29 protein-coding genes are annotated in these 25,156 nt (G+C 68.2%); 11 read left to right on the top strand and 18 right to left on the bottom strand.

Annotated elements, in window-relative coordinates; all coding sequences use genetic code 11:
- The first annotated feature begins 56 nt into the window (after nucleotides 1-56).
- Entirely contained in the window at nucleotides 57-728 is a 672-nt protein-coding gene (locus ACSHWB_RS19105; RefSeq protein WP_439663359.1) for a metallophosphoesterase family protein, read from the top strand.
- The gene (locus ACSHWB_RS19100; protein ID WP_439663358.1) at nucleotides 718-1,584 is read left to right on the top strand and encodes a chromosome partitioning protein ParB; all 867 of its coding nucleotides are present in this window, start codon (nucleotides 718-720) and stop codon (nucleotides 1,582-1,584) included. Before ACSHWB_RS19105 ends, ACSHWB_RS19100 begins: the two co-directional genes overlap by 11 nt.
- Before the next feature lie 18 nt (nucleotides 1,585-1,602).
- On the opposite strand, the gene ACSHWB_RS19095 is transcribed toward ACSHWB_RS19100, so the two are convergent.
- The 9 genes from ACSHWB_RS19095 to ACSHWB_RS19055 all read right to left on the bottom strand — a co-directional run bounded on the left by ACSHWB_RS19095 (nucleotide 1,603) and on the right by ACSHWB_RS19055 (nucleotide 10,854).
- Complete coding sequence (locus ACSHWB_RS19095) at nucleotides 1,603-2,595, bottom strand: hypothetical protein (protein WP_319980181.1); 993 nt, start codon at nucleotides 2,593-2,595, stop codon at nucleotides 1,603-1,605.
- Nucleotides 2,596-2,877: 282 nt separating this feature from the next.
- The gene (locus ACSHWB_RS19090) at nucleotides 2,878-3,843 is read right to left on the bottom strand and encodes a hypothetical protein (RefSeq protein WP_439663357.1); all 966 of its coding nucleotides are present in this window, start codon (nucleotides 3,841-3,843) and stop codon (nucleotides 2,878-2,880) included.
- 97 nt (nucleotides 3,844-3,940) lie between these two features.
- The gene (locus ACSHWB_RS19085; protein ID WP_439663356.1) at nucleotides 3,941-4,828 is read right to left on the bottom strand and encodes an SDR family NAD(P)-dependent oxidoreductase; all 888 of its coding nucleotides are present in this window, start codon (nucleotides 4,826-4,828) and stop codon (nucleotides 3,941-3,943) included.
- Nucleotides 4,829-5,098: 270 nt separating this feature from the next.
- Nucleotides 5,099-6,283, bottom strand: a complete 1,185-nt coding sequence (locus ACSHWB_RS19080) for an ABC transporter ATP-binding protein (protein ID WP_439663355.1) — start codon at nucleotides 6,281-6,283, stop codon at nucleotides 5,099-5,101.
- An 8-nt stretch (nucleotides 6,284-6,291) separates the two neighbouring features.
- The gene (locus ACSHWB_RS19075; protein ID WP_439663354.1) at nucleotides 6,292-7,137 is read right to left on the bottom strand and encodes a carbohydrate ABC transporter permease; all 846 of its coding nucleotides are present in this window, start codon (nucleotides 7,135-7,137) and stop codon (nucleotides 6,292-6,294) included.
- Nucleotides 7,137-8,096, bottom strand: coding sequence for a carbohydrate ABC transporter permease (locus ACSHWB_RS19070; RefSeq protein WP_439663353.1), 960 nt, complete (start codon nucleotides 8,094-8,096; stop codon nucleotides 7,137-7,139). The genes ACSHWB_RS19075 and ACSHWB_RS19070 overlap by 1 nt, the downstream gene beginning before the upstream one ends.
- Nucleotides 8,093-9,346: an ABC transporter substrate-binding protein gene (locus ACSHWB_RS19065; RefSeq protein ID WP_439663352.1), complete on the bottom strand. Its 1,254-nt coding sequence runs from the start codon at nucleotides 9,344-9,346 to the stop codon at nucleotides 8,093-8,095. Before ACSHWB_RS19065 ends, ACSHWB_RS19070 begins: the two co-directional genes overlap by 4 nt.
- A gap of 168 nt (nucleotides 9,347-9,514) precedes the next feature.
- Nucleotides 9,515-10,075, bottom strand: a complete 561-nt coding sequence (locus ACSHWB_RS19060) for a general stress protein (RefSeq protein WP_439663351.1) — start codon at nucleotides 10,073-10,075, stop codon at nucleotides 9,515-9,517.
- A gap of 53 nt (nucleotides 10,076-10,128) precedes the next feature.
- The gene (locus ACSHWB_RS19055) at nucleotides 10,129-10,854 is read right to left on the bottom strand and encodes a LamG domain-containing protein (RefSeq protein ID WP_439663350.1); all 726 of its coding nucleotides are present in this window, start codon (nucleotides 10,852-10,854) and stop codon (nucleotides 10,129-10,131) included.
- A gap of 566 nt (nucleotides 10,855-11,420) precedes the next feature.
- Between ACSHWB_RS19055 and ACSHWB_RS19050 the strand changes: the two genes are divergently transcribed.
- From ACSHWB_RS19050 to ACSHWB_RS19040, 3 genes are all read left to right on the top strand, one after another.
- Nucleotides 11,421-11,909: a hypothetical protein gene (locus ACSHWB_RS19050; protein WP_439663349.1), complete on the top strand. Its 489-nt coding sequence runs from the start codon at nucleotides 11,421-11,423 to the stop codon at nucleotides 11,907-11,909.
- Nucleotides 11,910-12,001: 92 nt separating this feature from the next.
- The gene (locus ACSHWB_RS19045; RefSeq protein ID WP_439663348.1) at nucleotides 12,002-13,249 is read left to right on the top strand and encodes a hypothetical protein; all 1,248 of its coding nucleotides are present in this window, start codon (nucleotides 12,002-12,004) and stop codon (nucleotides 13,247-13,249) included.
- A complete protein-coding gene (locus tag ACSHWB_RS19040) occupies nucleotides 13,246-14,277 on the top strand; it encodes an aminotransferase class I/II-fold pyridoxal phosphate-dependent enzyme (RefSeq protein WP_439663347.1) in 1,032 nt (343 codons plus the stop codon). Before ACSHWB_RS19045 ends, ACSHWB_RS19040 begins: the two co-directional genes overlap by 4 nt.
- A 39-nt stretch (nucleotides 14,278-14,316) precedes the next feature.
- Here ACSHWB_RS19040 and ACSHWB_RS19035 read toward each other — a convergent pair whose 3' ends face one another.
- The 5 genes from ACSHWB_RS19035 to ACSHWB_RS19015 all read right to left on the bottom strand — a co-directional run bounded on the left by ACSHWB_RS19035 (nucleotide 14,317) and on the right by ACSHWB_RS19015 (nucleotide 18,919).
- Nucleotides 14,317-15,321, bottom strand: coding sequence for a ParB/RepB/Spo0J family partition protein (locus ACSHWB_RS19035; RefSeq protein WP_439663346.1), 1,005 nt, complete (start codon nucleotides 15,319-15,321; stop codon nucleotides 14,317-14,319).
- Between the two features lie 196 nt (nucleotides 15,322-15,517).
- Nucleotides 15,518-16,114, bottom strand: a complete 597-nt coding sequence (locus ACSHWB_RS19030; RefSeq protein WP_439663345.1) for a hypothetical protein — start codon at nucleotides 16,112-16,114, stop codon at nucleotides 15,518-15,520.
- A gap of 37 nt (nucleotides 16,115-16,151) precedes the next feature.
- The gene (locus ACSHWB_RS19025) at nucleotides 16,152-16,802 is read right to left on the bottom strand and encodes a hypothetical protein (protein ID WP_439663344.1); all 651 of its coding nucleotides are present in this window, start codon (nucleotides 16,800-16,802) and stop codon (nucleotides 16,152-16,154) included.
- Nucleotides 16,803-16,810: 8 nt separating this feature from the next.
- Entirely contained in the window at nucleotides 16,811-17,578 is a 768-nt protein-coding gene (locus ACSHWB_RS19020) for a hypothetical protein (RefSeq protein ID WP_439663343.1), read from the bottom strand.
- Nucleotides 17,579-17,722: 144 nt separating this feature from the next.
- Complete coding sequence (locus ACSHWB_RS19015) at nucleotides 17,723-18,919, bottom strand: acyl-CoA dehydrogenase family protein (protein ID WP_439663342.1); 1,197 nt, start codon at nucleotides 18,917-18,919, stop codon at nucleotides 17,723-17,725.
- A gap of 201 nt (nucleotides 18,920-19,120) precedes the next feature.
- On the opposite strand from ACSHWB_RS19015, the gene ACSHWB_RS19010 reads away from it, so the two are divergent.
- Nucleotides 19,121-19,501, top strand: a complete 381-nt coding sequence (locus tag ACSHWB_RS19010; RefSeq protein WP_439663341.1) for a DUF4190 domain-containing protein — start codon at nucleotides 19,121-19,123, stop codon at nucleotides 19,499-19,501.
- A 6-nt stretch (nucleotides 19,502-19,507) separates the two neighbouring features.
- On the opposite strand, the gene ACSHWB_RS19005 is transcribed toward ACSHWB_RS19010, so the two are convergent.
- Both ACSHWB_RS19005 and ACSHWB_RS19000 read right to left on the bottom strand, forming a co-directional pair.
- The gene (locus ACSHWB_RS19005) at nucleotides 19,508-19,684 is read right to left on the bottom strand and encodes a hypothetical protein (protein WP_157513054.1); all 177 of its coding nucleotides are present in this window, start codon (nucleotides 19,682-19,684) and stop codon (nucleotides 19,508-19,510) included.
- Nucleotides 19,685-19,829: 145 nt separating this feature from the next.
- The gene (locus tag ACSHWB_RS19000) at nucleotides 19,830-20,789 is read right to left on the bottom strand and encodes an HpcH/HpaI aldolase/citrate lyase family protein (RefSeq protein WP_439663340.1); all 960 of its coding nucleotides are present in this window, start codon (nucleotides 20,787-20,789) and stop codon (nucleotides 19,830-19,832) included.
- Nucleotides 20,790-20,899: 110 nt separating this feature from the next.
- On the opposite strand from ACSHWB_RS19000, the gene ACSHWB_RS18995 reads away from it, so the two are divergent.
- From ACSHWB_RS18995 to ACSHWB_RS18975, 5 genes are read left to right on the top strand one after another with little or no spacing between them, the layout of a single operon-like run.
- Nucleotides 20,900-21,238, top strand: coding sequence for a hypothetical protein (locus ACSHWB_RS18995; RefSeq protein ID WP_439663339.1), 339 nt, complete (start codon nucleotides 20,900-20,902; stop codon nucleotides 21,236-21,238).
- On the top strand, nucleotides 21,235-22,065 hold the full coding sequence (locus ACSHWB_RS18990) for an aminoglycoside phosphotransferase family protein (RefSeq protein WP_439663338.1): 831 nt from the start codon (nucleotides 21,235-21,237) through the stop codon (nucleotides 22,063-22,065). The genes ACSHWB_RS18995 and ACSHWB_RS18990 overlap by 4 nt, the downstream gene beginning before the upstream one ends.
- Before the next feature lie 15 nt (nucleotides 22,066-22,080).
- Nucleotides 22,081-23,334: a magnesium transporter MgtE N-terminal domain-containing protein gene (locus tag ACSHWB_RS18985; protein WP_439663337.1), complete on the top strand. Its 1,254-nt coding sequence runs from the start codon at nucleotides 22,081-22,083 to the stop codon at nucleotides 23,332-23,334.
- Nucleotides 23,327-23,809 (top strand): DUF1003 domain-containing protein, encoded by a 483-nt coding sequence (locus tag ACSHWB_RS18980; protein ID WP_439663336.1) that lies wholly within the window; start codon nucleotides 23,327-23,329, stop codon nucleotides 23,807-23,809. Before ACSHWB_RS18985 ends, ACSHWB_RS18980 begins: the two co-directional genes overlap by 8 nt.
- On the top strand, nucleotides 23,806-24,264 hold the full coding sequence (locus tag ACSHWB_RS18975; protein WP_439663335.1) for a hypothetical protein: 459 nt from the start codon (nucleotides 23,806-23,808) through the stop codon (nucleotides 24,262-24,264). Before ACSHWB_RS18980 ends, ACSHWB_RS18975 begins: the two co-directional genes overlap by 4 nt.
- Here the strand turns inward: ACSHWB_RS18975 and ACSHWB_RS18970 are convergent.
- Nucleotides 24,254-24,652 (bottom strand): NUDIX hydrolase, encoded by a 399-nt coding sequence (locus ACSHWB_RS18970; protein WP_439663334.1) that lies wholly within the window; start codon nucleotides 24,650-24,652, stop codon nucleotides 24,254-24,256. The genes ACSHWB_RS18975 and ACSHWB_RS18970 overlap by 11 nt on opposite strands.
- Entirely contained in the window at nucleotides 24,649-25,116 is a 468-nt protein-coding gene (locus ACSHWB_RS18965) for a MarR family winged helix-turn-helix transcriptional regulator (RefSeq protein ID WP_035913526.1), read from the bottom strand. The genes ACSHWB_RS18970 and ACSHWB_RS18965 overlap by 4 nt, the downstream gene beginning before the upstream one ends.
- Between the last annotated feature and the right edge of the window lie 40 nt (nucleotides 25,117-25,156).

Genomic DNA, 25,156 nt, shown 5'->3' with positions numbered 1-25,156 from the left:
GCTAATGGCAGCGCTGCCGCCCGTCATGTGGGGAAAGTCCTCATTACAGTGCTGGGATGGCTCGGATTCTGGCTGTCGCGGACGAGGTGGTCGAACAGCTGTGGACCGATCAGGTGCACCAGCACGCCGGCGTGGACCTGATCCTCGCGGCGGGTGACCTGCCGTTCGACTACCTGGAACACCTGGCGAACGCCCTCGACAAGCCGCTCGTGTTCGTGCCCGGCAACCACGACACCGACCTGTCGGGCTACTCGAACGTGCGCGGCCTGTGGACCAAGGCGGGCGTGCCGGTCCGCTGGCCAGGTCCAGCCGGTGCGGTGAACGCGGACGAACGTGTGGTCGACGTCGCCGGCCTGCGGATCGCCGGTCTCGGTGGTTCGATCCGCTACAACAAGGGCCCGAACCAGTGGACGGAACGGCAGCAGGCCCGCCGTGCCCGCCGGGTGTCCCGGCTGGCCGGATGGCGCAGGCTGCGGGACGGACGTGGCGTGGACGTGCTGCTGACCCACTCACCGCCGCTCGACTGCGGCGACGAGCCCGACGCGCCGCACCGCGGCTTCGAGTGTTTACGAGGGCTTGTCACGCGGCTGCAGCCTTCGTTCATGCTGCACGGCCACATTCATCCGCACGGTCATCCACGGCCGGACCGCGCGCTGGGCACGACGCGCGTGATCAACGTGGTTCCGCAGAAGGTGCTCGACATCTCGGGAGGTCGCGATGAGACATGACACCGGTTTCCCCGTGGCCGACGCGGAGAGCGACTTCCTGCGGGCCCGCCGCCGCCAGGTGATGTCGCGCCTCGCGACCTGGCTGCGCCGCGAGCCGGACGACGTGAACATCATGCTGCCGTTCCACGAGGTCGTGGAGGCGCTCGGCATGGCGTCGGAGAAGCGCCTGGGCCTGCAGTCGATCCGCCTGGACTCGATCGTCGGCAGCGTCGACCGCACCCGCGACTTCGACCGCCGCTTCCGCCCCACGTCCGGCCGCGTCCGCGAACGCTGGCAGCGACTGGCCCTGGCCGCGCGCCGAGGCGAGAGCGTGCCGCCGATCGAGGTGTACCGGATCGGCGAGCTGCACTTCATCATCGACGGCCACCACCGCGTCTCGGTCGCGCACGCGCTGGGCCTGGAGACGATCGACGCGTACGTGACGCAGGTGATCACCCGGATCAACTCCTCCGGCATCCGCTACCGCGGTGACCTGATCGTGAAGGACTACCGGCGCCTGTTCCTGGAGCGCGTGCCACTGGGCGGCGAGGCCCGCGCCGCCGTGGTGCTGTCCGACCCGTGGGGGTATGCCCAGCTCGGCGAGCACGTCGAGGCGTGGGGGTTCCGGCTGATGCAGGACACCGGCCAGTACCTGGACCGCGCCGAGGTGGCGCGCCGCTGGTACGCCGACGAGTACAAGCCGGTCGTGGCGATGCTGCGGCAGGCGGACATGATCGGCGACCGGACCGAGACCGAGGCGTACATGTGGGTGGCGGCGGAGCGGTACCGGCTGATCCGCACGCACCGGTGGGACGCGGAGGTGATCAACGCCGTGCGGGAGGAGACCCGCACGCACGGGCGCACGAGCCGCGGCTGACCGGCCTGGTCGGCACGCTCACCGCGGCGCCACCCGCGGCCCGTCCGCGTCCGGCAACGGCCGCGCCTGGTCCAGCACCTCGTCGGTGTACTTGTCGAGCAGCCGGGTGCCGATCTGCTGCGCGTACCCGAAGATGACCGCCCACAACAGCAGGGCCGCCGCCGACGGGATGCCGATCAGCCCGCTGGTGACCCCTGCCCCGAGCGCCAGGATGCCGACCACCGCCAGTGCCGCACCGAGCATGATCTTGATCAACGCCTGGTAGCCGATCATCACGTACGGCGAGAGCGATGGCCGGCGACGTAAGAGCAAGACCACCGAGGCCAGCACAGCGCCGAACGAGCCGAGCACCTGCACCAGCCACACGTCCACACCGGACGCCTTCGCCGTGCCGCCGGGACAGACCGTCGGCAGCGCGTTCTCCTTCGGGTCAACGCACAGCGGGATGATGCCCGGCTTCACGATGCCGACGACGCCGAGGACCGTGTTGATCACGAACAGCACGAGGGACGCGGCGATCAGCTTGTTGCGCAGCGCGCGGGAGCCGGCGTGCGCGAAGTCCGAGTTGTCGTAGGCCGCGCGCAGGGCGTCCACCACGATCGCGCGCTCGACGGCGGGCGTGAACTCCCCCGGCCGCAACGCTTCCAGGGCGCGGCGGCGCGGATCGTCGTCGTCCAGGTACTGCGCCACCCGCGCCTGCAGACCCGGCAGCCGGCCCAGGAACCCGCGCTCCGCCGAGATCGTTGCCACCTCGGCCTCGTGCAGGGCGCGCCAGGCTCGTTCGATGTGCCAGCCCGACCACCACGACGGCAGCATGCGCCACCACGGCTCGCGGCTGCCGAGCATCGCCTCGACCACGGCGGCCTGCTCCTCGGCGGTGCGGCGCCACACGTCGCCCTCGGGATCGACCGGGTCGGACGGGCCGAGCGCTGCCAGATCCGCGCGGACCCGGTCCAACCGGGACTGCACGACGAGTCGCCAGTCGGTGACTCTGGGTTTGCGCTCGGCCATGTCCCGATGGTGACAGGCGGCACCGACAATTTCGGCCGCCGTCCGTGTGACGTGCGGAAACGTCACCAGAACGCCCCAACGCGTGATCGACGGCTCAGTCCAGCGGTTCGAAGACCGTGTCGTGCCGGCGAGCGCCTCCTTCGCCAGATGCGCGAGGCCTTCTGCGTCCAACGGCTTCCACATCCAACAGCTTCCACGGAAGCAGGCAGTCCCCGAACGTCCCGGCGCCGTAAGCCTTCATCAACGCCACGTAGTCGTCAGGTCAGGCAGGCGGCTCCACCTTCACGCCCCGTCCTGGGCCACCCGTGCCCGTGCCCGCTCGAACTGCTCCACATGGTCACCGCGATAGCCCCAAGGCCATTGCGACGCGCGTTCACCGCTGCGGGCGATGTGCAGGGCGAGCCTGTCGTTCGCGGACACGTCGAAGTAGTACAGCGCGAAAATCTGGTGGCTCCACAAGGAACGCGGGTGGTCGTCGGCGCCGGCGAGCAGGCGGTCGGACGCGGCATCGACCTCGGCGCGCTGCTTCTTGAGGTACGAGTTGGTGAAGACCTGCCACACCCGCACCGGAAAACTGCCCTTCCAGCCCAGGTACAGCTGCATCTCCAGGTGCGCCGACGGGATCAACCCCAGATTCGGATGCCCGTCCGGCACACCGGCGGCACCGGCCCTGGCGAACTCGAACATCTCCTCGTGGCTGCCGTACCACTTCTTGCAAGACGCGTGCAGCCGCTGGAACGTCGCGCCGACCAGGTCCGGCACCCGCTTCACGACTTCCTCGTAGACCTCCGCCGCCTCACGCCGGTGCGTGGGCGCGCCGACAGCCATCGACATCATCGCCGCCCACGGCGCGACGTCGTCAGGATCCAGGGCGGCGGCGCGACCGAGCGTCTCGTGGGCCCGGCGGGAGAACTTCAACAGTCCCGCGACCTGGTCATCGCTCGTCTGGTCCATTCCCGCCGCACCACGCGACTCCCACGCCGCCTTGGACTGGGCGGAGCCGAGCAACAGCAACAGGTTCACGTCGTCAGGCCGCTCTTCCTCCGCGTCTAGCAACTGCGGCAGCACCGCGTTGCCCGCCGCGCCGAGCACGTCGAGCACGAGCTCGCGGCGGTGCGGGTCGTCGCGGGTGACGGCGAGCAGGTCGAGCGCGGAGGCGAGATCGCCGGACACCAACGCGTGGGCGGTGTTCATGAGTTCGGGGTCGTCGAAGTCGACACCGACGTAGGAAGGGAGCTGGGAGACCACGCGCGGAAGCTAGCACCTGGTCAACCGCGACAGTCCACAGTTGACCACGGTGAGGGAGGGGCCGCCCAGGGCACCAAGCGACGCCTCCCCCACCTGCTCAGGCGGTCTGCGAAGGCTCCACCAGCGCACGGAGCCGGGGAGGCATCCTCTTCTCCAGCCCGTACGGTTCGAGGTGCGCCTGCAACACGCCCGTGAACGCCCGCTCGACCGAAGCGGTGTCCCAGTTGTCGCTCTCCAGGATCGGCTGCTTGAAGTACGGCTGGCCGACGATGTGCAGCTGCCGCCCGTTGCACCGGATGACCTGCCCGGTGATGCCCTCCGCGCGGTCCGAGAGCAGGAACAGCACCAGCGGCGCCACCTTGCCCGGCGTCCGGTCTGCCGGAATCGCGCGCAGGGAACGTTCCGACTTCCACACCATCCGCGTGTGCGCGACGGGGCACACGGCGTTCACGCGGATGCCTTCGGACTCCAGATCGAGAGCCCACGAGTAGCTCAGCGAGGCCACCGCGCCCTTGGTCGCCGAATACGTCGCGAGTTTGCGCTGGCCGAATGACGCGCCGGACGAAATGTTGATGATGGAGCCGCCACCGGTGGCACGCATCGCCCGCATCGCCGCGATTCCGACATAGATGACACCGAGGACGTTCACCTCGACGACCTGCTTGATCGTCTCGGGGTCGTCTTCCCACGGCAGGGTCTCGTAGTTCAGGCCCGCGTTGTTCACCAGACCGTCGACACGACCGAATTCGTCCACGCACAGGTCGACGATCTTGGCGGCCTCGCTCGGGTCGGCGACGGTGTGGTTCGAGGCCACGGCGCGGCCGCCGTACCCCCTGATGTGCTCCGCGACCCGTTCTGCCAGGTCACCGTCGTTGTCGTTGACCACCACGGAGGCACCCGCGAGGGCGGCGTGCATGGCGTAGGCCTCGCCCAGCCCTCGGCCCGCCCCCGTGATGACGACAGCTTTACCGTCCAGGATCCCCATTGCGCGCTCTCTTTCACTCGGCGGCGGTTACCCGGAACCCCCCTGTGGTCCTGTACCCGCCTCCGACAAGCGTGCGGACTCTCCGGAGGTGCGAAGAACATGTTTCGATGAGATGACGCTGCCGAGCGCCCAATGGCGAACCGAGTTCGGCAGGGCAGATAGGGCCGGACTAATCAGTCCCAAGTGCACGGGGGCTTTAGCCCTCACTCGATCGAGTGACAAAAGCGGGCCGCCTTCCCGCGAGGGAAAGGCGGCCCGGAAAACGAGAATTCACCGTTCCGTGTAAGTCAGGTTCCTGCCGCTGGACGGGTCGAAGAGCTGCACCTTGTCCGCGTCGAACCAGATCTCCGAAGAAGCGCCTTCCACCGCGTCGGAGGCCGAGGACAGCCGCGTCACGAGCGAGATGCCGTCACCCGGCACGTCGTCCGATCCCGCGTCCGCCGCGAGCTCCTGGAGCTCGGCCGAGGCCGCCTGCTCGCCCGTGAGGTTGAAGTAGGCGTACTTGTCCGAACCCATCGACTCCAGCACGTCCACCTGGTGCGTGAACTTGCCGCCGGCCGACAACGCGACCGCGTCGACCAGTGCCGCGTCCTCGAAGTGCTCCGGGCGGACGCCCATGATCACCTCGCGGGGCGCGTCGGCACCCTCCAGCAGCTGCCGGATCCGGTCCGTCAGCGTCACGTCGCCGAGGATCGACCGCAGCGAGCCGTTCTCCAGCGTCGCCGGCACGAAGTTCATCGACGGGGAGCCGATGAAGCCCGCGACGAACAGGTTCGCCGGCTGGTCGTAGAGGAACTGCGGCGCGCCGATCTGCTGTACGACACCGCCGCGCATGACGACGACCCGGTCGCCGAGGGTCATCGCCTCGGTCTGGTCGTGCGTCACGTACACCGTGGTCGTGCCGAGCTGCTTCTGCAGCCGCGACACCGAGGTGCGCATCTGCACGCGCAGCTTGGCGTCCAGGTTGGACAGCGGTTCGTCCATCAGGAACGCCTTGGGGTTGCGCACGATCGCGCGCCCCATCGCCACGCGCTGCCGCTGGCCACCGGACAGGTTGGACGGTTTGCGGTCGAGGTGCTGCGAGAGATCCAGGATCTCCGCGGCCTCGTTCACCTTCCGCTCGACCGTCGCGTTGTCCACCTTGGCCAGCCGCAACGGGAAGGCCATGTTCTCCTTCACCGTCATGTGCGGGTACAGCGCGTAGGACTGGAACACCATCGCGATGTCGCGGTCCTTGGGCGCCTTCTCGTTGACGCGCTGCCCGCCGATCCGCAGCTCGCCGTCGGTGATGTCCTCCAGCCCCGCGATCATGTTGAGGGTGGTGGACTTCCCGCAGCCGGACGGTCCGACGAGGATGATGAACTCGCCGTCGGCGATCTCCAGGTTGACCTCCTGCACGGCCAAAGCGCCGTCGGGATACCGCTTGGTCACCTTGTCCAGAACGATCTCTGCCATTGGTCAACTCACCCCTTGACGGCGCCGGAGGTCAGGCCGGCGACGATCCGGCGCTGGAAGAACAACACGAAGAGGATGATCGGGATGGTGATGACCACGGCCGCCGCCGCGATCGACCCGGCCGGGTCCTCGAACTGGGAACTACCGGTGAAGAACGACAGCGCCACCGGCACCGTCCGCGACGACTCGGTCGAGGTGAGCGAGATCGCGAACAGGAAGTCGTTCCAGCAGAAGATGAACACCAGGATCGCCGTCGTGAACACGCCCGGTGCGGCCAGGGGCGCGATGACGCGACGGAACGCCTGCCCCGGCGTCGCACCGTCCATCTTCGCCGCCTTCTCGAGCTCCCAGGGGATCTCGCGGAAGAACGCCGAGAGGGTGTAGATCGCGAGCGGCAGCGCGAACGTGATGTACGGCAGGATCAGGCCGGGCCACGTGTCGAACAGACCCAGCGAACGCTCGATCTCGAACAACGGGGACACCAGCGAGACCTGCGGGAACATCGCGATCAGCAGCGAGACGCCCACCAGCAGGTTCTTGCCGGGGAACTCCAGCCGCGCGATGGCGTAGGCGGCCATCGTGCCGAACACCACGGCGATCGCGGTCGCGATGATCGCGATGCCGATGGAGTTGATCAGCGCCCGCGTGAACTCCGACGTCGAGAAGATGTTCTGGTAGTTCTCCAGACTCCACTCGCGAGGGATGAAGTTGCCGTCCGCCAGCGTCTTCGACGACTTGAACGACAGCGACACGATCCACAGCACCGGGATCAGCGCGTAGATCACGACGACCGTGTTGAGAACGCCCCAGCCCCACTTCTTGGCCGGGGTCTCCGCTCCTCCGATGCCCGCCATCAGCGCTTCCCTCCGTCGTCACTGCCGGGGGCAGCGGTGCCGAAGAGCTTGATGAACACGAACGCGATGATCGCGACCATGATGAAGATCAGCACGGACATCGTGGATCCGATACCGAGGTTCAAGCCCTTGATGAGGTTGTTGTAGGTCAGCATCGACACCGACGACGTGCCCTGCGAACCCGCGGTGAGCACGAAGAGGTTGTCGAAGATGCGGAACGCGTCGAGCGTGCGGAACAGCAGTGCCACCAGGATCGCCGGCTTCATGATCGGCACGGTGATCTTGATGAACCGCTGCCACCCGCTCGCGCCGTCCATCGCCGCGGCCTTGAGCAGGTCGTCCGGCACCAGCGCCAGGCCCGCCATCAGCAGCAGGGCCATGAACGGCGTGGTCTTCCAGATCTCCGCGAGGCCCACGACCATCAGCGCCGGGATCTTCTCCGTGAGCACCGGATCGCCGCCCAGCGCCTCCGCGAGGTAGCCGGTGCCGGGTGTCCAGGCGAAGCGCCAGGAGAACGCGGCCACGACCGTCACGATGCCGTACGGGATCAGCGTCGTCGTGCGGACGATGCCACGGCCGACCAGCGCCCGGTGCATGATCAGCGCGAGCGACATGCCCAGCACCAGTTCGACCGCGACCGTGACGACGGTGAGCAACACCGTCACCCACACCGCGTTCCACCAGTACGGGCTGCTGAGCACCGTGACGTAGTTGTCGAACCAGATCCACTCGGTCCGGTCCGGGAACTTCAGGTCGAACCTCTGCATCGACAGCAGCAGCGAGTAGAGGATCGGCCAGCCGGTCACCGCGATCATGGTGAGCGCGGCGGGCGCGCAGAGCAGCCAGCCGAGCCTGCGCTCGGCCTTCTTGCCCTCGCTCAGCGCGACCTTCTTCTTGGGGGCGACCGATGCAGGCGTCGCCCCGGTCGTCGCTGTGTCTTCCGTTGCTGTCTGGCTCACGGCAGCACCCCCTTCGAGTCGAGAGCGTCCTGCAGTTCCTTGCGCAGCCTGTCGGCCGTCGCCTGCGGGTCGATGCTCGCGGGCGGCGACAGGATCGTGGAGATGACAGTCGACGCGTTCTGGTACGCGGGGGTGCGCGGCCGCACGCTCGCGTTCTTCAGCGTCTCCTTGATGTCGTCGCGCATCGGGTACGCCTCGGCCATCTCGGGCTCGTCGTAGACGGCCTCGATGGTCGGCGGCACACCGTCCTTGAGCGCGGCGAGCTTCTGGCTTTCCGCACCGCGCAAGCACAACACGGCGTCGAACGACTCTTCGGCGTGCGTGGTGTAGTTGCTGACGGCGTAGTTGATCCCGCCGACGGTGACCTTCGCGGAGTCACCGCTGACCGTGGGGTACGGCGCCCACTTGAAGTTCTTCGCGAAGTCCGGCTTCTTCTGCGCCGCCGCGTAGACGTACGGCCAGTTGAGCTGGAACGCCGCCTCGCCGTTCTCCATCGCGAGCCGCGCGTTGTCCTCCGCGGCGTTGGAGAACGACGGGTCGATCGCCTTGGACGTGGCGAGCTTCTTCAACGCCGCCAACGCCTGCACGGCCTTCTCGTCGACGACGGCCTTGGTGCCCGTGTCGTCGATGATGGTGCCGCCGTTGGAGTTGACGAGGGTGTTGAACAGCACGACGAGCCCTTCGTACTGCTTGCCCTGTCCCACGATCCGGCCGGGCTTCCCGTCCGCCACCAGCGCCTCGGCCATCGAGATCATCTCGTCCCACGTCTTGGGGGGCGTGGGCACGAGATCAGAGCGGTACCACAGCAGCTGGACGTTCGTGTTGTCCGGCGCCGCGTACAGCTTGTTGTCGTAGGTCGCCGTCTCGAGCGGCGTCTTCAACGTGCCGTTCTCCACCTGGGACTTGACGGATCCGGTGAACTCCTTGAGCCACCCGGCCTCCGCGAGCTCCGCCGTCCACGTGACGTCGAGCCCCAGCACGTCCATGCTGTCGTCTTCCGCAGCGAGTCTGCGGACCATCTGCTCGCGCTGACCGTCCGCCTCCCGCGGCAGCTTGTTGTAGACGATGTTGTATCGCCCGCCGGCCTTCGCGTTGCAGTTGTCAACGATGGCCTGGAAGTTCTCCTGGGGATACTTGTAAACGTTGACGGTGATGCCTTGGTCGCCAGACCCGCACGCCGTGAGCGTTCCTGCCGCGAGTACCGCGGCTCCCACTCCGGCGGCGAGACGATAGCGCCTCGTAGCACCCATCGGCCCTGCCTCCTTCCCGACTACACGGAGGAGCCAGACCGCAGCGCCCGGCACCTCGTCGTGCCACCGGCCGCACCGGGCGGACCGGTCAGATGAACCTAGGCCGGGTGATCAGGAGCCGCAACCAAAGGAAGCAACGATTCAGAACCAATGAGTGGTCGCAGCGTCTCAATTGCTCGGGTTCACGGGCCGCATCGCCAGCTTGGCGAGCAGGTCACGGCCCTTCTCGGCCGACTTCGGGTGGCACAGCACGTCGTACCTGTTGGCCACGAGCTGACTGGCCGACTGGAAGTCCCGCTTGCCGCGCGCCGAGCCGTACCCGACCGCCGCGAACACCAGACCGAAGAACACACCGGTGATCAGACCCGTCAGCACCGGCCCGACGGTGACGCCGGGCTCAGGGCTGAACAGCGTGAGCAGCAACCCCACGAACAGACCGAACCACGCGCCACTCGCCGCGCCGGTCATGAGCACCCGGCTCCAGGTGAGCTTGCCGGTGATGCGTTCGACGAGCATCAGGTCGACACCGACGATCATGACGTCCTGCACCGGGAAGTCCTCGACGGCCAGATGGTCGACCGCGCGTTGTGCTTCCTCGTAGGTGGCGTACGAACCGACCGGCCACCCCGTCGGCGGGGTGGGCAGGCGGGGAGGGACGCCGGGCCGGTTCGGGTTGGCGAACGGACTCGTCACGGGGACCACCTCTGTCGGACGCGCTGATCGTCCCATCCTGCCAGTGCCCCCTGCGGGGTGCCGAGACGCCTGCGGGTGTTTTGCCGGTTTCAGCTCGCGGGGTGGTACAAGGCGAAGACCTCGTCGTGGGTGAGAGCGCGATCGTAGAACCGGACCTCGTCGGCCGAGCCTGGGAAGAACCCGGTCCGCACGCCCGCCTTCTGCAGCGCGCCGAGGGTGAGGGCACCGGTGCCGTTCCACTGCGTGTTGACCGTCCCCGAGCCGCTCAGCGAACCGGAGTCGTACACGTAGCTGGTCCCGCTCTCCGCGTCGTAGACACCCACCACGTGCGTCCACTCGCCGGTCTCCACGGGGAACGTCGTGGTCGCGGTCGCGGTGATCGGCGCGGCGTCGGTGTCGGCCTCCGCCAGCTCGAAGTACCAGTTCCCGAGGTGGTCGCGGTCCTTCAGATAGCCGAGCGAGAAGCGGCTGCTGCGCTCACCGTCGGCGCTCACGGCGGCGAACTTGCACTTGGTCACGGCACACTTCGAGTCGAGGTTCACCCACACCGACACGGTGAAGCTGTTGCCGGTGTCGACCGCGAGCGGCGCGGACACCGTGCCGCCGCCGAACACGAGGCCGCCGTCGAACACGCCGGGCCCGAACGCGGCGGCGCCCGACAACGTGCCGCTCGCCCCCGTCACCGAGTCGGTGGTGGTCGTGCCGGACACCTCGTCCAGTCGCCACTCGCTCACCAGCGGCGCATCGGCCTGGACGGCACCCGCCGTCAGGCACAACGACATGACGGCAGCCGTCATCGTCAGAACTGCACGCATTGTGTATTCCCCCAGGTAGAACGGTCAGGATCGAGACTCTAAGTCATCTGACCGGGAAGACATAGGGAAAATCGGCCGGGAGGTGTCCTGCCGGGTTTCAGCTCTCGGGCGGCACGACCACGTGGTCGTCGTTGCCGGGCCGGAACACCGCCAGATCTCCCTCCCTGCAGGTGCGGCGCGAACTCGGCGATCTCGCGTGTTCGACCGCAGCGATTCCTCGGTCGAACACGCGGAATGGCGATCGGCCGGGGGAATTCTTGTTCGGCCGAATGTTCGGAGCTTGATCACTGGTCCGATCAGAACCCCCCGCGTACGTTTGTTGCACGGGCGACGGACTGCTCCGGTGAACGGAGTGGGTGCTTTCCCAGCCCTTGCACAATGCAGTCAACATGGGGGGGTGACCGACATGACGATGACCGATCTGAAGGCCAAGCTCGAGACCGAGCTGTTCGAGACGCTCGAGCAGTACGCGCAGAGCTGCTGCGCCGAGGTGAAGCAGGACTGACGCGTGAACCGGGCCGGGCAGCTGTCATCTGCCCGGCCCGGTCCCCTTCTCTGGAGCCGATATGACTCTCACTGAAAAGTACATCGACCCGCGCATGCGGGGCCTGCTCTCGGCCAACCTGACGGACCGTTCCGACGCCGACATCGACGTCCAACTCGAGGAGTGCCTGAAGTTCCTCGAGATCGTCTCCGCAGGTGAGGGCGGCTCGTTCATCCCGCTCTCGAAAGAGGTCGACGAGGTCTGGCACGAGCTGATCGTGGAGACCGGTTCGTACCGGAAGCTCTGCGACGCCCTTCCCGGACGCCGTTTCATCAACCACGAGTCCATCGGTCTCGAGGACTACGCGGGCCGAAGCACCAAAGCGGTCGTGAGCGCGCAGTTCCTGGAGTGGATCCCGAAGTACCTCTCCCGGTACGGCAGGTTCACCGAGGAGGTCGCCGACTACTGGACGATCTGCCAGTTCCTGCGCACCGAGCTGGGCATGTCGCTCGACGAGATCAACGAAATGGGCTGGAAAGAACTCGAAGAACCCACGCTGACCGCGTCATGACCTCGGCGCGGTTCGCCGGGTCGAAGCTGACGCTCGGCAGGAAATTCGCTGTCTCGGGATCGAAACTGGCTTTGGCCATTTTCATCACCGGAATGAAGGGCCTGGTCTTCTTCCACACGCTGTCGGCGTACGAACCGGCGGTGGTGGCCGCGTACGGCACCGCCCTCAACCTGATCATGGTGTTCGTCATCGCCGCGGCCGGGTTCCAGGTGCTGGTGGTGTCCCGGTTCCGCCCCGCCGACTTCCGGCAGGACACGTGGCGGCAGGAGACCGCCGACCGGCTCGGCGCGCTGGCGGCGACCGCCATCGCGGTGCTGGTCGGCCTGGCCGTCGTGCTGGCGCTCGCGGGTGGCGTGCTCGCGCTCATGACTAGCGGCCGCGCCCTGGTGGAGATCTCGTACTGGGCGCGCGTGCCGTCGGTCTGGCTGGTCCCGGTCACGAGCATGATGAGCGGGATTCTGGTCCTGATGGGCAAGGAGGGCGTCGCGCTGCGCGTCGCGGTCGAGAACCTCGTTCTCACGATCGCGGTGGCCTTCGCCCTCACGTTCTTCGACCTGAGCGGACCGGCGATGCTCCTCTGCATCGGCCTGCTCGGTGCCACGGTGGACCTGCTGCTGGTCGTCCGCCAGTGGATCGGGCTCGGCCCGATGCGGCGTGCGGTCGGAGCCGCTCTGCGCCAAGGCGTCCGGCTGATCTCCGCCCCCGGCAGGTGGGACTACGTCAAGGCGGTGCCGCGAGCGGTGTCGGGTGCCGTGGACGCGCTGTTCCTCGCGGCGACGTTCACCGTCGTCACCGCGGTCGCCACCACGGTCAGTCCTGTCGCCGGCGCGATCACCGGCAGCCTGGTCGCCCTGATCCGGACCGTCGTGGTGCCGTTGAAGGCGTACGGCATGGTCGCGGGCAGGATGACGAAGCAGAGCGACGACGCGACGACGATGACCACGTTCATCACGACCGTCAGCCTGTTCTTCGTCCCCGCGGGTCTCTTCCTGCTCATCAGCCCCGCGACGTTCGTGAACCTGGTCGGCGAGTTCCCGGCGGACTCGCCGGGGATCCTGCTCGCGGTCCGGCTCGTGGGCGCGCAGCTCGTGCTCGAACCGTTCACCGGGTTCGTGTCGTCCGCGCTGAAGGTGCTCGTCGCACCGTCCGCGACGCTGCGCAGCCTGGCGATCGCGCTGTTCGGCTTCGCGCTTCCGGCGATCCTCGTCCTGCACTGGACCGGCTCGCTGTCGCTCGGTGGCGTGTGGATCGTGCTGCTGTCGGCCAGGGTCCTCTTCTGCGTGCAGACGATGTACGCCTACTCGCGCTGGCGATCGCGCGCCGTGGAGGCAGCGGGATGACCGCCGCGCAGGACCAACGCATCGTGGCCGAGTCCCCGCCCTTCGGGGTCGACCTGACCGAGTCCCACGCCGTGCTGCCGGACGACTTCAAGAGAGCGGTCCTGCGCAGGGTCGGGCAACTCGACTGGGCGAGGTACCCCGCCCGGCAGCAGCAGGCCGTCCTGGAACGGATCGCCGCGCACTACCGCGTCACACCGGCGGAACTGGTCCTCACCCGAGGCGCGAGCGAAGGGCTGAGAACGTGCTTCCAGCTCCTCCGGAACCACTCACGCGGGGTGCTGCTGCCCTCACCCGGTTTCTTCGGCTTCCGCGACATCGCCGCCTCACTGCAGATGTCCACAGAGGACTTCGATGTCTCGGACGGGTTCACGGAACTGGTCGAGCACGTCGAAGGAGGACCCCGCGACCACGTTCCGGTGTTGTGCTCGCCCAACAACCCCACCGGGCACGTGATCGATCTCGGGACGCTGGAGCGCATCTGCGAAGCCGGCTCCGCACCCGTCAGCGCGGTCGTCGACCTCACCTACGACACCTTCACCGACCACCCGTTGCAGCACCACCTGCGGCGGCTGGCCGACCGGGAGGCCGTGAGCTGCCTGACGGTGTCGAAGACGTTCGCACTCGCCGGGGCCAGGACCGGCCTTCTGATCGGCCCCGCGGCCACCATCAGGGCGCTGACCAGGATCCAGGACCGCTTCCCGCTCGACTACTTCCAGCTGGCGGTGATCGACACGTTGTTCGCTCCCGAGTGGTCGGCCCTGCGTGACGAGATCGTCGACAGCACCAGGTCGTTGCGAGACCGCGTGGCACGGCTGTTGCACACCGTCTTTCCCGGGAGCCGGGTTCTGCCCGCCACCGCGAACTTCGTGTGCGTCGAGTACGACGCCGGCCTGCCGGACGCCTTCGTTCGCGAGGTCGTCGGATCCACCGCGTGCAAGTGGTTCGCGGACGAGCGCTTGCTGCGCTTCACCGTGAACCCGCGCACGGCAACAGGGTTGGGCGCCATCGCCGCACGGCTAGCACTTTGAACAACCGGGGACCGCCTGCGTGGCGGTCCCCGGCGGCCGTCAGCCCTCGTCCTGACCGATCGCGTGCTTGCGTTGCAGGTCGTCGGCGAACCGGATCAACACGTGCGCTTGTTCTCGCACCAGGTCGACGACGACTTCGGCGCAGTGCGCGGGAACGGCCGCGGCCACCGCCTCCCTGCCGTCGAGCGCCATCGCCTGCACCTCCAGCCAGCGCAGCAGGCCGCGCCCCTTCTCACTCAGCCGCAAGGACGGGTCGTTGCGCAACGCACCCATCGCGGCGAGCCGGTCCACCCTGCGGGCTTTCGCGGCCACGCGGCGCACCGAGGACCGCGAGTCACGTCGCGTCCCCGCGGACCTGGTGCCGTCGGGAATCGGGTCGGCTCCCTCGAGGAGTCGTTTGCGGACGTCGTGCGCCGTGGCCACCGAGATCCCCGCCCGTACCGCCACGTCCCTCAGCGGTGTGCGCGGAGCCCCGCTGATGATCTCCGCGGCCCGCAGCCTGCCCACCGCGGGTCCGACGGGCCGGCTCCGCCCGTCGCGGCCGACGCGCACGCACGTCTGAGCATCGCCCTGCGGCACCCGCTTCCTCTGCGCCGCAACGGTCTTGGCGGACACCCCGACGATGCCGGCGATCGCCCGGTCGGAGAGGTACGGGTGAGAGCCGAAGATGCGATCGACCGCCAGCTCGCGTTCTTCCTTGCTCAGCGGCAGACCGTGCCGGACGTTGGCACGAACGGCGTGCACGAACGCTTCCTCCGGCGAGCCGTCGAAGAACTCGGCCTCGATCTCGGCGTCCCCGCGCCGCAGCGCCGCAGCCACCCGGTGCTGGCCGTCGATCACGCGCAGGGAACGCCTGCACACGAGCACAGGAGGCAACGCCTCCGCGGCCAGGCCGGCCAGCACCTCCACGTGCGCCTGCCGCAGTTCGCCCAAACGCGGTGATGCGCCGTTCTCCAGCTCGTTCAGACCGAGGCGGACCCGGCCCGCGGTCGTGACAGCGGCAATCCGGTCAGGCCTGGACGGCCCGACGTTGGTGTTCGTCAACAAAGATCCCCCAGGACTTGATGTCGTACAGCAAGAGGCCCCACAAGCGCCCCCCGGCGCGTGCGGTCAACGGCCCCCACTCGATCCTGACAAACAGAACGACCGTCACGCATAGTCCGAACGGGTGATAGGAGGCTGGTGTGATCGGAGTGTGGCTCCGGACATTTCAGACATAAAGACGCCCAAAACGGCGCAATCAGCCGAACACGATGTCGAACCGGTGCACGAGCGCGCGGTGCGCACGCGTGTAGGCGTCATTGGCCTCCGCCACCCGCTCGGTCTCCTTCTGCAACGCCTCACGGGCGGCCCCGGCGTTCCCACCGAGCACGTGGATGATCGCGAGCTTGCGCGCCCGCTCGAAGTCGAGCAACGACTCCGGCTTCGCCACGAGCTCGCGCGCCAGGACGTCCCACTTGGCGTACTTGTCGATGTACGGCTTGCCGTGCTTGAGGACGGCGCCCACCAGCTCCGCGGCACCGGCCGCGTGGTCGCCGCCCGGCGTGAAAGCCCACTTCCAGACGGGCTTGTCGGCCATCAGGTAGCCCAGCGGCGTGGACACCACGGGCGTGGTCGGGATCCCGACGCCCAGCGCCTTGCAGGCGTCGTCGTAGCGCTGGAAGCAGACGCCGACCAGCGGGGTCAGTTCGAGCGAGCCCGCCACGCCGAAGCCGAGCCAGCCGGAGACGCCGTCACCGCGGTCCTGCAGCCACACGTGGCCGCGGCGGACGAAGCCGGTGGGGCGCAGGGCGGTGTCCACGGCCATGAGCACGTCGGTTTTCGGGGAAGGCCTCACGAACGACAGGGTCCCAAACGAACCCGCATCCCGCTGGTCAGCGAGGCCGTGCGGTCACCTGGTCCGCCGGTGGCAGGCGCGTAGGAGGCTCGTCGGTCAGCCAGGCGTACTCGACCGCCGACAACCGCCCGCCCGCGATCCACAGCACGATCTCGCCGACCGGCGCACCTGACGCGTGCACCTGGGCGTCGATCGGCAGCACGCCGTCCGCGATCTCGGCGGCGGGCCCGCCCGTGTCGAGGTCGAGGCTGGCCGAGCCCTCGTACCAGGGCTTCAGGACCTGAACGTGATCGAGCTGGGCGCGCAGTGCGGCGGCACCGGGGAAGTCCGCGGCGAGGATCCGCTCCAGCACCGCACGTTCCGAGCCGGCCAACGGGCGCGGCCGGCCGTCGGAGGGCAGCAGGCGCAGCAGCTCCGCGGCCAGCTCCCGAAGCGACGCCCACTGCGGTGAGCAGGCCAGCGCGTCCACGTGCCAGACGGGGCTGGGGCCGCTCATCGCGTCGAGCAGGGCGTCGATGCGCTCGGCCAGCACGACGACCTCGGCGTCCAGGCCGCGCAGGTGGTGCAGGACGTCGTCGAACTCCAGCGCGAGCTCGTCCGCCGACGGCGCGGTGCCGATGGACTCCAGGTAGCGGCGTTGCGCGTCGGCGGGCATGGCGAGCCGGCGCACGGGATCCACGAACGACATGACACCCCTCAGTGCAGCACGGGGGCGAGGAACTCGGCCAGCTTCGCCACCACGTCCGGTGGCACCTCGTCCAGGTGCTCGGTGAGCTGCAGAAGTATGCGACCACCGCCGAGGTGCTCGACGGAGAAACACGGCGCGGTCGAGCAGACCTCTTGCACACCACCCAGAGCGGCGACCTGGCGCGGGCCCAGCAACGTCGCCCAGTGCGGGCCGCGCGTCAACTCCGCTGCCATGAAAAGGGATTCGTCCAGGCCCACACCGACGGCGACCTCGTGCGCGGTCCGCACGCCGACGCGGTCCAGCGTGATCCAGCCGCCGGAAGCCTGGGCGACCAGCGCTCCCGAGCGGAACGCGGAGAGCCATTCCTGTTGCACCACATGGGAGATCCAGCCGCCGAACAGCGAGCGCGCGGCCGTGATCGTGATCTGGTGCGGGAACGCGGGGTCGTCCTTCAGCAGGATCTCGGCGCTCCAGCCGTCGTCGACCAGGGGCAGGCCCTGGGAGTCGAGCTGGACGAGTTGCACGCGCAGGAACGAAGGCAGGTCGTCGAGGGCTGCCGACCACGACTGAAGAGTGAAGTCACCCGATGAGAGCAGCAGGCGGGCATATCCCGGCGGCCCCCACGGCGTTGTGTCGGAGGGCAGGTAGTCGCGCGCCACCGACACGAGCTCCTCGACCGAGGCCGGGCAGAGCGGTGCGAGCAGGTCGGTGAACAGGGCGCCGAACCACTTGGCCAGCGCGGGGCGGTCGACGCCGGAGAACGTGTCCAGCTCCATGCGGACGACGTGTGGCGGCGACACAGGTCTCGGAAGCGTCAGATCTGTGCTCAAAGTGAGCGAACCTTATGGCCCGCAGACGAAATCCGTTAGGGGCCAGTCCCGTGAAAGATTGGCCCCTAACGGAGGAATCAGCAGGTTCGTCTACCCACGTGACTGGTAGTCGCGGAGCAGGCCGCGCGAGATGATCGTCTTCTGGATCTCCGAGGTGCCCTCGCCGATCAGCAGGAACGGTGCCTCGCGCATCAGGCGCTCGATCTCGTATTCCTTGGAATAGCCGTAACCGCCGTGAATGCGGAACGACTCCTGCGTCACCTCGGCGCAGTATTCGGAGGCGATGAGCTTCGCCATGCCGGCCTCGACGTCGTTGCGCTGACCCGAGTCCTTCAACCGCGCGGCGTTGACCATCATCAGGTGCGCGGCCTCGACCTTGGTCGCCATCTCGGCGAGCTTGAAGGCGATGGCCTGGTGCTCGACGATGGCCTTGCCGAACGTCTTGCGCTGCTGCGAGTACTCGATGGCGAGCTCGAAGGCGCGGATCGAGATGCCGCACGCGCGGGCGGCCACGTTCACGCGGCCCACCTCGACGCCGTCCATCATGTGCCGGAAGCCCTGGCCCGTGACGCCGCCGAGGACCTGGTCCGCGGCGATCTCGAAGCCGTCGAACACCATCTCGGTGGTGTCGACGCCCTTGTAGCCCATCTTGTCGATCTTGCCGGGGATCGTGAGGCCCGGCAGGACCTCGCCGTAGCCCTCGGGCTTCTCGACCAGGAACGTCGTGAGGTTCTGGTGCGGCTTCTCGGCGCCCTCGTCGGTCTTCACCAGCACCGCGGTGAGGTTCGACGTGCCGCCGTTCGTCAGCCACATCTTCTGGCCGTTGATCACATAACCCGCGTCGGACTTGGCCGCACGGGTGCGGATCGCGGCGACGTCGGAGCCGAGCTCGGGCTCGGACATGGAGAACGACCCGCGCACCTCGCCGGTGGCCATGCGCGGCAGGTACTTCTGCTTCTGCTCGGGCGTCCCGTGCTGCTTGAGCATGTGCGCCACGATGAAGTGGGTGTTGATGACACCGGAGACGCTCATCCAGCCACGCGCGATCTGCTCGACCACCAGCGCGTACGTCAGCAGGGACTCGCCCAGGCCGCCGTACTCCTCCGGGATCGTCAGGCCGAAGAGACCCATCTCCTTCATGCCCTCGACGATGTCGGCGGGGTACGTGTCGCCGTGCTCCAGCGTCTGGGCGTGCGGAATGATCTCCTTGTCCACGAACGTGCGAACGGTCGCGAGGATTTCTTCCTGGATGTCCGTGAGACCCGCGGTCTGGGCGAGGCGCGCCATCGCACTTCCCTTCCAAGGCTTTGGTTACCGGCGAGTATGGACCGGTTAACGCTCGTTTGCGACCGGGGTGTGCTCTCCGCAACAACGGCGGCACCAGCTGTACCGAAACAGCATCCCTGACAGGTGTAATCGCGCACCCACACGCGACGAACCGGGCAGCAGGACCATAAGATCCCGCCACCACTTTCTAGGGGGATCGCCATGACCTACGACCCGTACAACCCGAAGCAGCCGGGGGACCCGTACGGCCAGCAGCAGCCTTACGGCCAGCCGGGCCCGTACGGCCAGCAGCAGCCCTACGGCTACGGCTACCCGCCGCCCATGCCGCCGAAGCCGCAGCAGAACGCGATCCTGTCGCTCGTCCTGTCCTGCGTGGGCTTCGTGACCTGCGGCATCACGGCGATCGTCGGCGTCATCTTCGGCCACATCGCGATGGGGAAGATCAAGCGGGGCGAGGAGGAAGGGCACGGCATGGCCATGGCGGGCCTGATCGTCGGCTACTTCGTCATCGGTGGGTGGTTGCTCTACTTCGCCTTCATCATCATCGCGATCATCGCGGCGGCGAACGGCAACACCTACTAGCGGAACTCAGCCCGCGAGGGCGATCTCCAGCGCGCCGCCGCAGTGGCGGCAGACGTCGGCGAACACGTGGACGTCGGCAGCGCATCCAGGGCAGCTGCGGAAGCTGCGCTCGAGCAGGTCGTCCTCGCGGCGTTTGAAGAGCCGCAACCGTCTGCTCGCCTTGCCGTTACTCGAACGTGACATGCCCAGAGCATGCCCCCATGCCGGGGGCGGATCGCAAACTCCGGTGACGGATTGTGCGCCACTTCACCAGTTTCGAACGCAACCCGTGACGGTCGAACACGTCCAGTGACATTCGTGGTGAAGTAGCGCACAATCCGTAACGGGATCAGGCCTCCGGCGGCGTCCACACGTTCGCGCGCGCCATGCCCGCGGCACGGCCCTTGCCGGAGATCACCAGCGCCATCTTGCGCGACGCCTCGTCGATCATCTCGTCGCCGAGCATCACCGCGCCACGCCTGCCGCCCGCCTCGGACGTGTAGAACTCGTACGCGTCGAGGATGTTCTCGGCGTGGTCGTAGTCGTCCTGCTTCGGGCTGAAGACCTCGTTGGCCGCCTCGATCTGGCCGGGGTGCAGCACCCACTTGCCGTCGAAGCCCAGCGCGGCCGAACGACCGGCGACGCGCTTGTAGCCGTCGACGTCGCGGATCTGCAGGTAGGGGCCGTCGATGGCCTGCTTGTCGTGGGCCCGCGCGGCCATCAGGATCCGCATCAGGATGTAGTGGTAGGCGTCACCGACGTCGTAGCCGGGCGGCTGCTCGCCGACGACCAGCGACTTCATGTTGATCGACGCCATGAAGTCGGCCGGGCCGAAGATGATCGTCTCGACGCGCGGGGACGCGGTGGCGATCGCGTTGACGTTGTTCAGACCCAGGGCGTTCTCGATCTGGGCCTCGATGCCGATCTTGCCGACCTCGTAGCCCATCGTCTTCTCGATCTGGGTCAACAGGAAGTCGAGCGCGACGACCTGCTCGGGCGTCTGGACCTTCGGCAGCATGATGCAGTCGAGGTTCGCGCCGGCGCCCTCGACGACCTCGGTGACGTCGCGGTAGGTCCACTCCGTCGTCCAGTCGTTGACGCGGACGACGCGGGCCTTGTCACCCCAGCCGCCCTCGTTGAGCGAGGCGACGATGGTCTTGCGGGCGTCGGGCTTGGCCAGCGGGGCGCAGGCGTCCTCCAGGTCCAGGAACACCTGGTCCGCCGGCAGCGTGCGCGCCTTGTCGATCATCTTCTGGCTGGAGCCGGGAACCGCAAGGCACGAGCGACGGGGGCGCTGCTGGTCGACCACTGGAGTACCTCCTTGTACCGGCCGGTAACTATGAGCGCCACAGTGGCACGCATCATCTCCGGGCGCATATTCGCTGAGTCCCGTTTCACAAACCCTGGCAGGCTGAACCGGTGGAGATCACTCGAATCCTCGATGCGGCGCTGCGCAAGGCGGCGGCCGTCTGGATCACCTCGCCCGGCCACGAACCCCGGCTCGTGCACTCCCACTGGCGTGCCGACGCGCTGTGGGTCATCTCCGGCGGCACCGAACCGACGGTGCCGGGACTGGCCGACGGCGCCCAGGTCACCGTCACCGTCCGCTCCCCCAGCACGCACTCGCACCTGATCGACGCCCAGGCCGTCGCGCACCTGACCGAGCCCGACGACGAGACCACGCAGGCGCTTCGCACTGCCCGGCTCAACACCAAGCCGTCGTGGGACGCCGTGTACCGGCTGGAGTTCAGCTCGTGATCACCGTGCCGGAGGGCTTCGGCGAGAGCCTCGGCGACGGCGCTGAAGCGTGGGCCGCGTCGCTGCCGAAGCTCGCGACGAAGGCGTGCGCGCGCTGGCGGCTCACCCCGGACGGCGCGCTGATGAACGGGTTCTGCGCGGTCGTGCTGCCGGTGCGCCAGGCCGACGGGCATCCCGCGGTGCTCAAGCTGACCTGGGTCGACGAGGAGACCGAGCACGAACCGCTGGCCTTGCGGCTCTACGACGGCGCCGGTGCGGTGCGGCTGCTGGACCACGACGCCGAGCTCGGCGCGTTGCTGCTGGAGCGCCTCGACCCGCACTCGCTCGACGACGAACCGGTCGACCTCGCGATCGGCGTGATCGGCGAGCTGATGCGCCGCCACCGCGGACTTCAGGCGCCGAGCGAGATCCGGAGGTTCTCCAGCGAGCTGGTAGATCACCCGGCCGTGCCGCCCAAGCTGCTCGACGCGGCCCGTGCGGCCGGCACCCGGCCGATGGGCACGACGCTGGTCAACGAGGACCTGCACTACGAGAACGTGCTGCGCGGCCACCGCGAACCGTGGCTGATGATCGACCCGAAACCGTTGTCCGGTGACCTGGAGTTCGGCGTGCTCCCGTTGCTGCGCAACAGGTTCGACGAGATGGACGGACGAAAGGGACTCGCCGACCGGTTCCACGCGGTGTGCGACGCGGGTGAGCTGGACGAGGACGCGGCACGGGACTGGACGCTGCACCGCGCGGTGACGAACTGGATCTGGTGCCTGGAGGAGGACGACGAACACGCCGTGATCTGCGCCGAGATCGCCGGGTGGGCGGCCTCCACCTGATCTAGCCTTGGTGTTGTGGTGGCAGTGAACCGGGTCTTCATCGCTCAGCTGGCCGGACTTCCCGTCTTCGGCCCCGACGGCGAACCCATAGGCAAGGCCCGTGACGTCGTGATCAGCCTCCGCATCGACCGGCAACCGCCGCGCGTGCTCGGCATGGTCGTCGAGCTGGCGACGCGCCGGCGGATCTTCGTGCCGATGCTGCGGCTCACGTCGATCGAGCCGAACGCCGTGACGCTCGCGACCGGGTCGGTGAACCTGCGGCAGTTCCACCAGCGCGTCAACGAGGTGCTGGTGATCGGCGAGCTGCTCGACGCCAAGATCAGGGTCGACGACGGCGCCACGGCGGTCGTCGTGGACGCCGCGATGGAGCTGACCCGCACCCGCGACTGGCGCATGGTCCGCGTCGCCGGCCGCGAACGCACCGGCCGGTTCAGCCTCAAGGGTCCCGTGCAGGTGTGGCGGTGGGAGGACGTCGTCGGCCTGAGCGTGAACGAGATCGCGGGCCAGCCGCAGGGCGCGCAGCAGCTCGTCGCGGTCTTCGAGGGCATGCGCGCGGCCGACGTCGCGAACGCCCTGCACGAGCTGCCGCCCAAGCGCCGCTACGAGGTGGCCGACGCGCTGGACGACGAACGGCTCGCGGACGTCATCGAGGAACTGTCCGAAGAGGACCAGAAGGACGTTCTGTCGCATCTGGACGAGGAACGCGCCGCGGACATCCTGGAGGCGATGAACCCGGACGACGCGGCGGACCTGCTGAGCGAGCTGTCCGAGGGCACCAAGGACCGCCTGCTCGAGCTGATGGAGCCCGAGGAGTCCGAACCGGTCCGGCGGCTGCTGGAGTACTCGTTCGACACGGCCGGCGGCCTGATGACGCCGGAACCGATCATCCTCACGCCGGACGCGACGATCGCGGAAGCGTTGGCACGAGTGCGAAATCCCGACCTCACACCGGCGCTCGCGTCGATGGTCTTCGTGTGCCGCTCCCCCTCCGCGACGCCGACGGGCCGCTACCTCGGCTGCGTGCACATCCAGCGACTGCTGCGCGAGCCACCGTTCGACCTCGTCGCCGGAGTGCTCGACACGGACCTGGCCCGCCTGCCACCGAACGCCTCGCTGAGCGACGTGACGCGCTACTTCGCGACCTACAACCTGGTGTGCGCCCCGGTGCTGGACGAGGCCGAGCACCTGCTCGGCGCCGTCACCGTGGACGACGTGCTGGACCACCTGCTGCCGGCGAACTGGCGCGAGACGGGACTGAGCCATGCCTGAACTGCCCCGGCGCAGACTCGACCTGCCACGGGAGCCGCGCGGCTTCCGCCTGTCGATCGACCCCGACACGTTCGGTCAGCTCTCCGAACGGCTCGCGCGGTTCCTCGGCACGGGCAAGTTCCTGTTCTGGCAGACGCTGATCGTGATCGCGTGGATCACGCTGAACCTCGTCGCCGTGTCGATGCAGTGGGACCCGTACCCGTTCATCCTGCTGAACCTGGCGTTCTCGACGCAGGCCGCCTACGCCGCGCCGTTGATCCTGCTCGCGCAGAACCGGCAGGACGACAGGGACCGGGTGTCGCTGGAGGAGGACCGGTCGCGGGCCGCGCAGACCAAGGCGGACACCGAGTACCTGGCTCGGGAGCTGGCTGCGGTGCGGCTGGCGCTGGGCGAGGTGGCGACGCGCGACTTCATCCGGGGTGAGCTGGAGAAGCTGGTGAAGGAGCAGAACAACCTGAAGAAGGTCAGGCCGTGACGGTCGAGGAGTTCCGCGACGTCGTGGCGCTGTGGCACGTGGACGAGGCCAGGGACACCGACGTCGTGGTCGCGGCCTGCGAGCTGGTCGTCGCGGGGGTCGACGGCCCTGCGGTCAGCACGCTGGCCGGTGCCTCGCTCAAGCACGCGTGGGAGGAGATGCCGCCGCTGCTCGGGGATGCGCTGGCCGAACTGGGACTCGACCACCACGAACACCACACCGATGGCGGACGGACCGAAGGTCTGCGACTGATGGCCCGGCGGACGCGTGCAGGGGCGATGTCCCCACGAGAACTGGCCGCGTGGGTGCGGGACAGCTTCGGGTACGGACTGCCGGAGGCGGAACCGCTGGCCTACCTCGACGGCACCTACCGGACGCTGGAGTACTACCCGGACCTGTCCTCAGCCGATGTGGACGAACAGGTGCTGGCGGAAGTGCGCCGGCTCACGTCCTGATCTGTCCACTCGCGACCAGGTCCGCCAGGACCTCGTGGATCGCGGGAGCCGTCTCGGCGTGCCCGCGGTACTCGTCCCGCGTCACGTACGTCAGCTCGGCGATCTCGCTCGTGGGCCGCGGTGTGCCCAGCAACGAGGCCGTGAAGCAGGTCATGTCGACCATCGCGCCCTCACCCTCGCCATAGGCGGGGGCGACGTAGCGCTTGAGGACCTCAGGCCGTTCGAGCTCGATGCCGAGCTCCTCCCGAACCTCCCTGCGCACGGCGTCGGCAGGGGTCTCACCAGGCTCGATCTTGCCGCCGGGGAGGTAGAAGGCCTTCTTGTTGCGTGAGCGCACAACGAGGAGGCGGCCAGCCTCGACGTGCACGAGTCCCACCACCGTGATCACGGAAAGACGTCGTCCGCGGCCAGCCGGTCGCACGTGCGGCCGAAAGCCTCGAGCTCACCGGGGCCGAAGCTCTCCCCGAAGTGCTCGGCGACGCCGGCGAGGTGGGTTGTGGAGGCACTGCGCAGGCGTTCGGCGCCCAGCGGTGTGAGCACGGCCACGATGCCGCGTCCGTCACCGTCGGCGCGTTCGCGCCCGACAAGGCCGGCCCGTTCCAAACGGTCCACCAGGCGGGTCACGCCAGATCGGGACAGCAGGACGGCATCGGCCAGTTCAGTCATGCGCATGCGCATGGAAGGCGTCTCGGCCAGTTGAACCAGCACGTCGTACGCCGCGAGCGAAAGGCGCTGCTCAGCAATCAGTTCGGCCTCGAGGACCCTCGTGATCCGTGCATGCGCGCGGAGGAACGATCGCCACACCCCTAGCTCGACACGGGTGGGCAACCGGGAACTACCCGATTCCGGCACGGACGTCGATGTTACGGACAGCGCCCTCCCCACTACGACC

Source organism: Lentzea sp. HUAS TT2 (assembly GCF_051853195.1).
GTDB lineage: Bacteria > Actinomycetota > Actinomycetes > Mycobacteriales > Pseudonocardiaceae > Lentzea.
The sequence above is the reverse complement of the archived record's forward strand: the minus strand, read 5'-3'. Positions and strand labels throughout refer to the sequence as shown.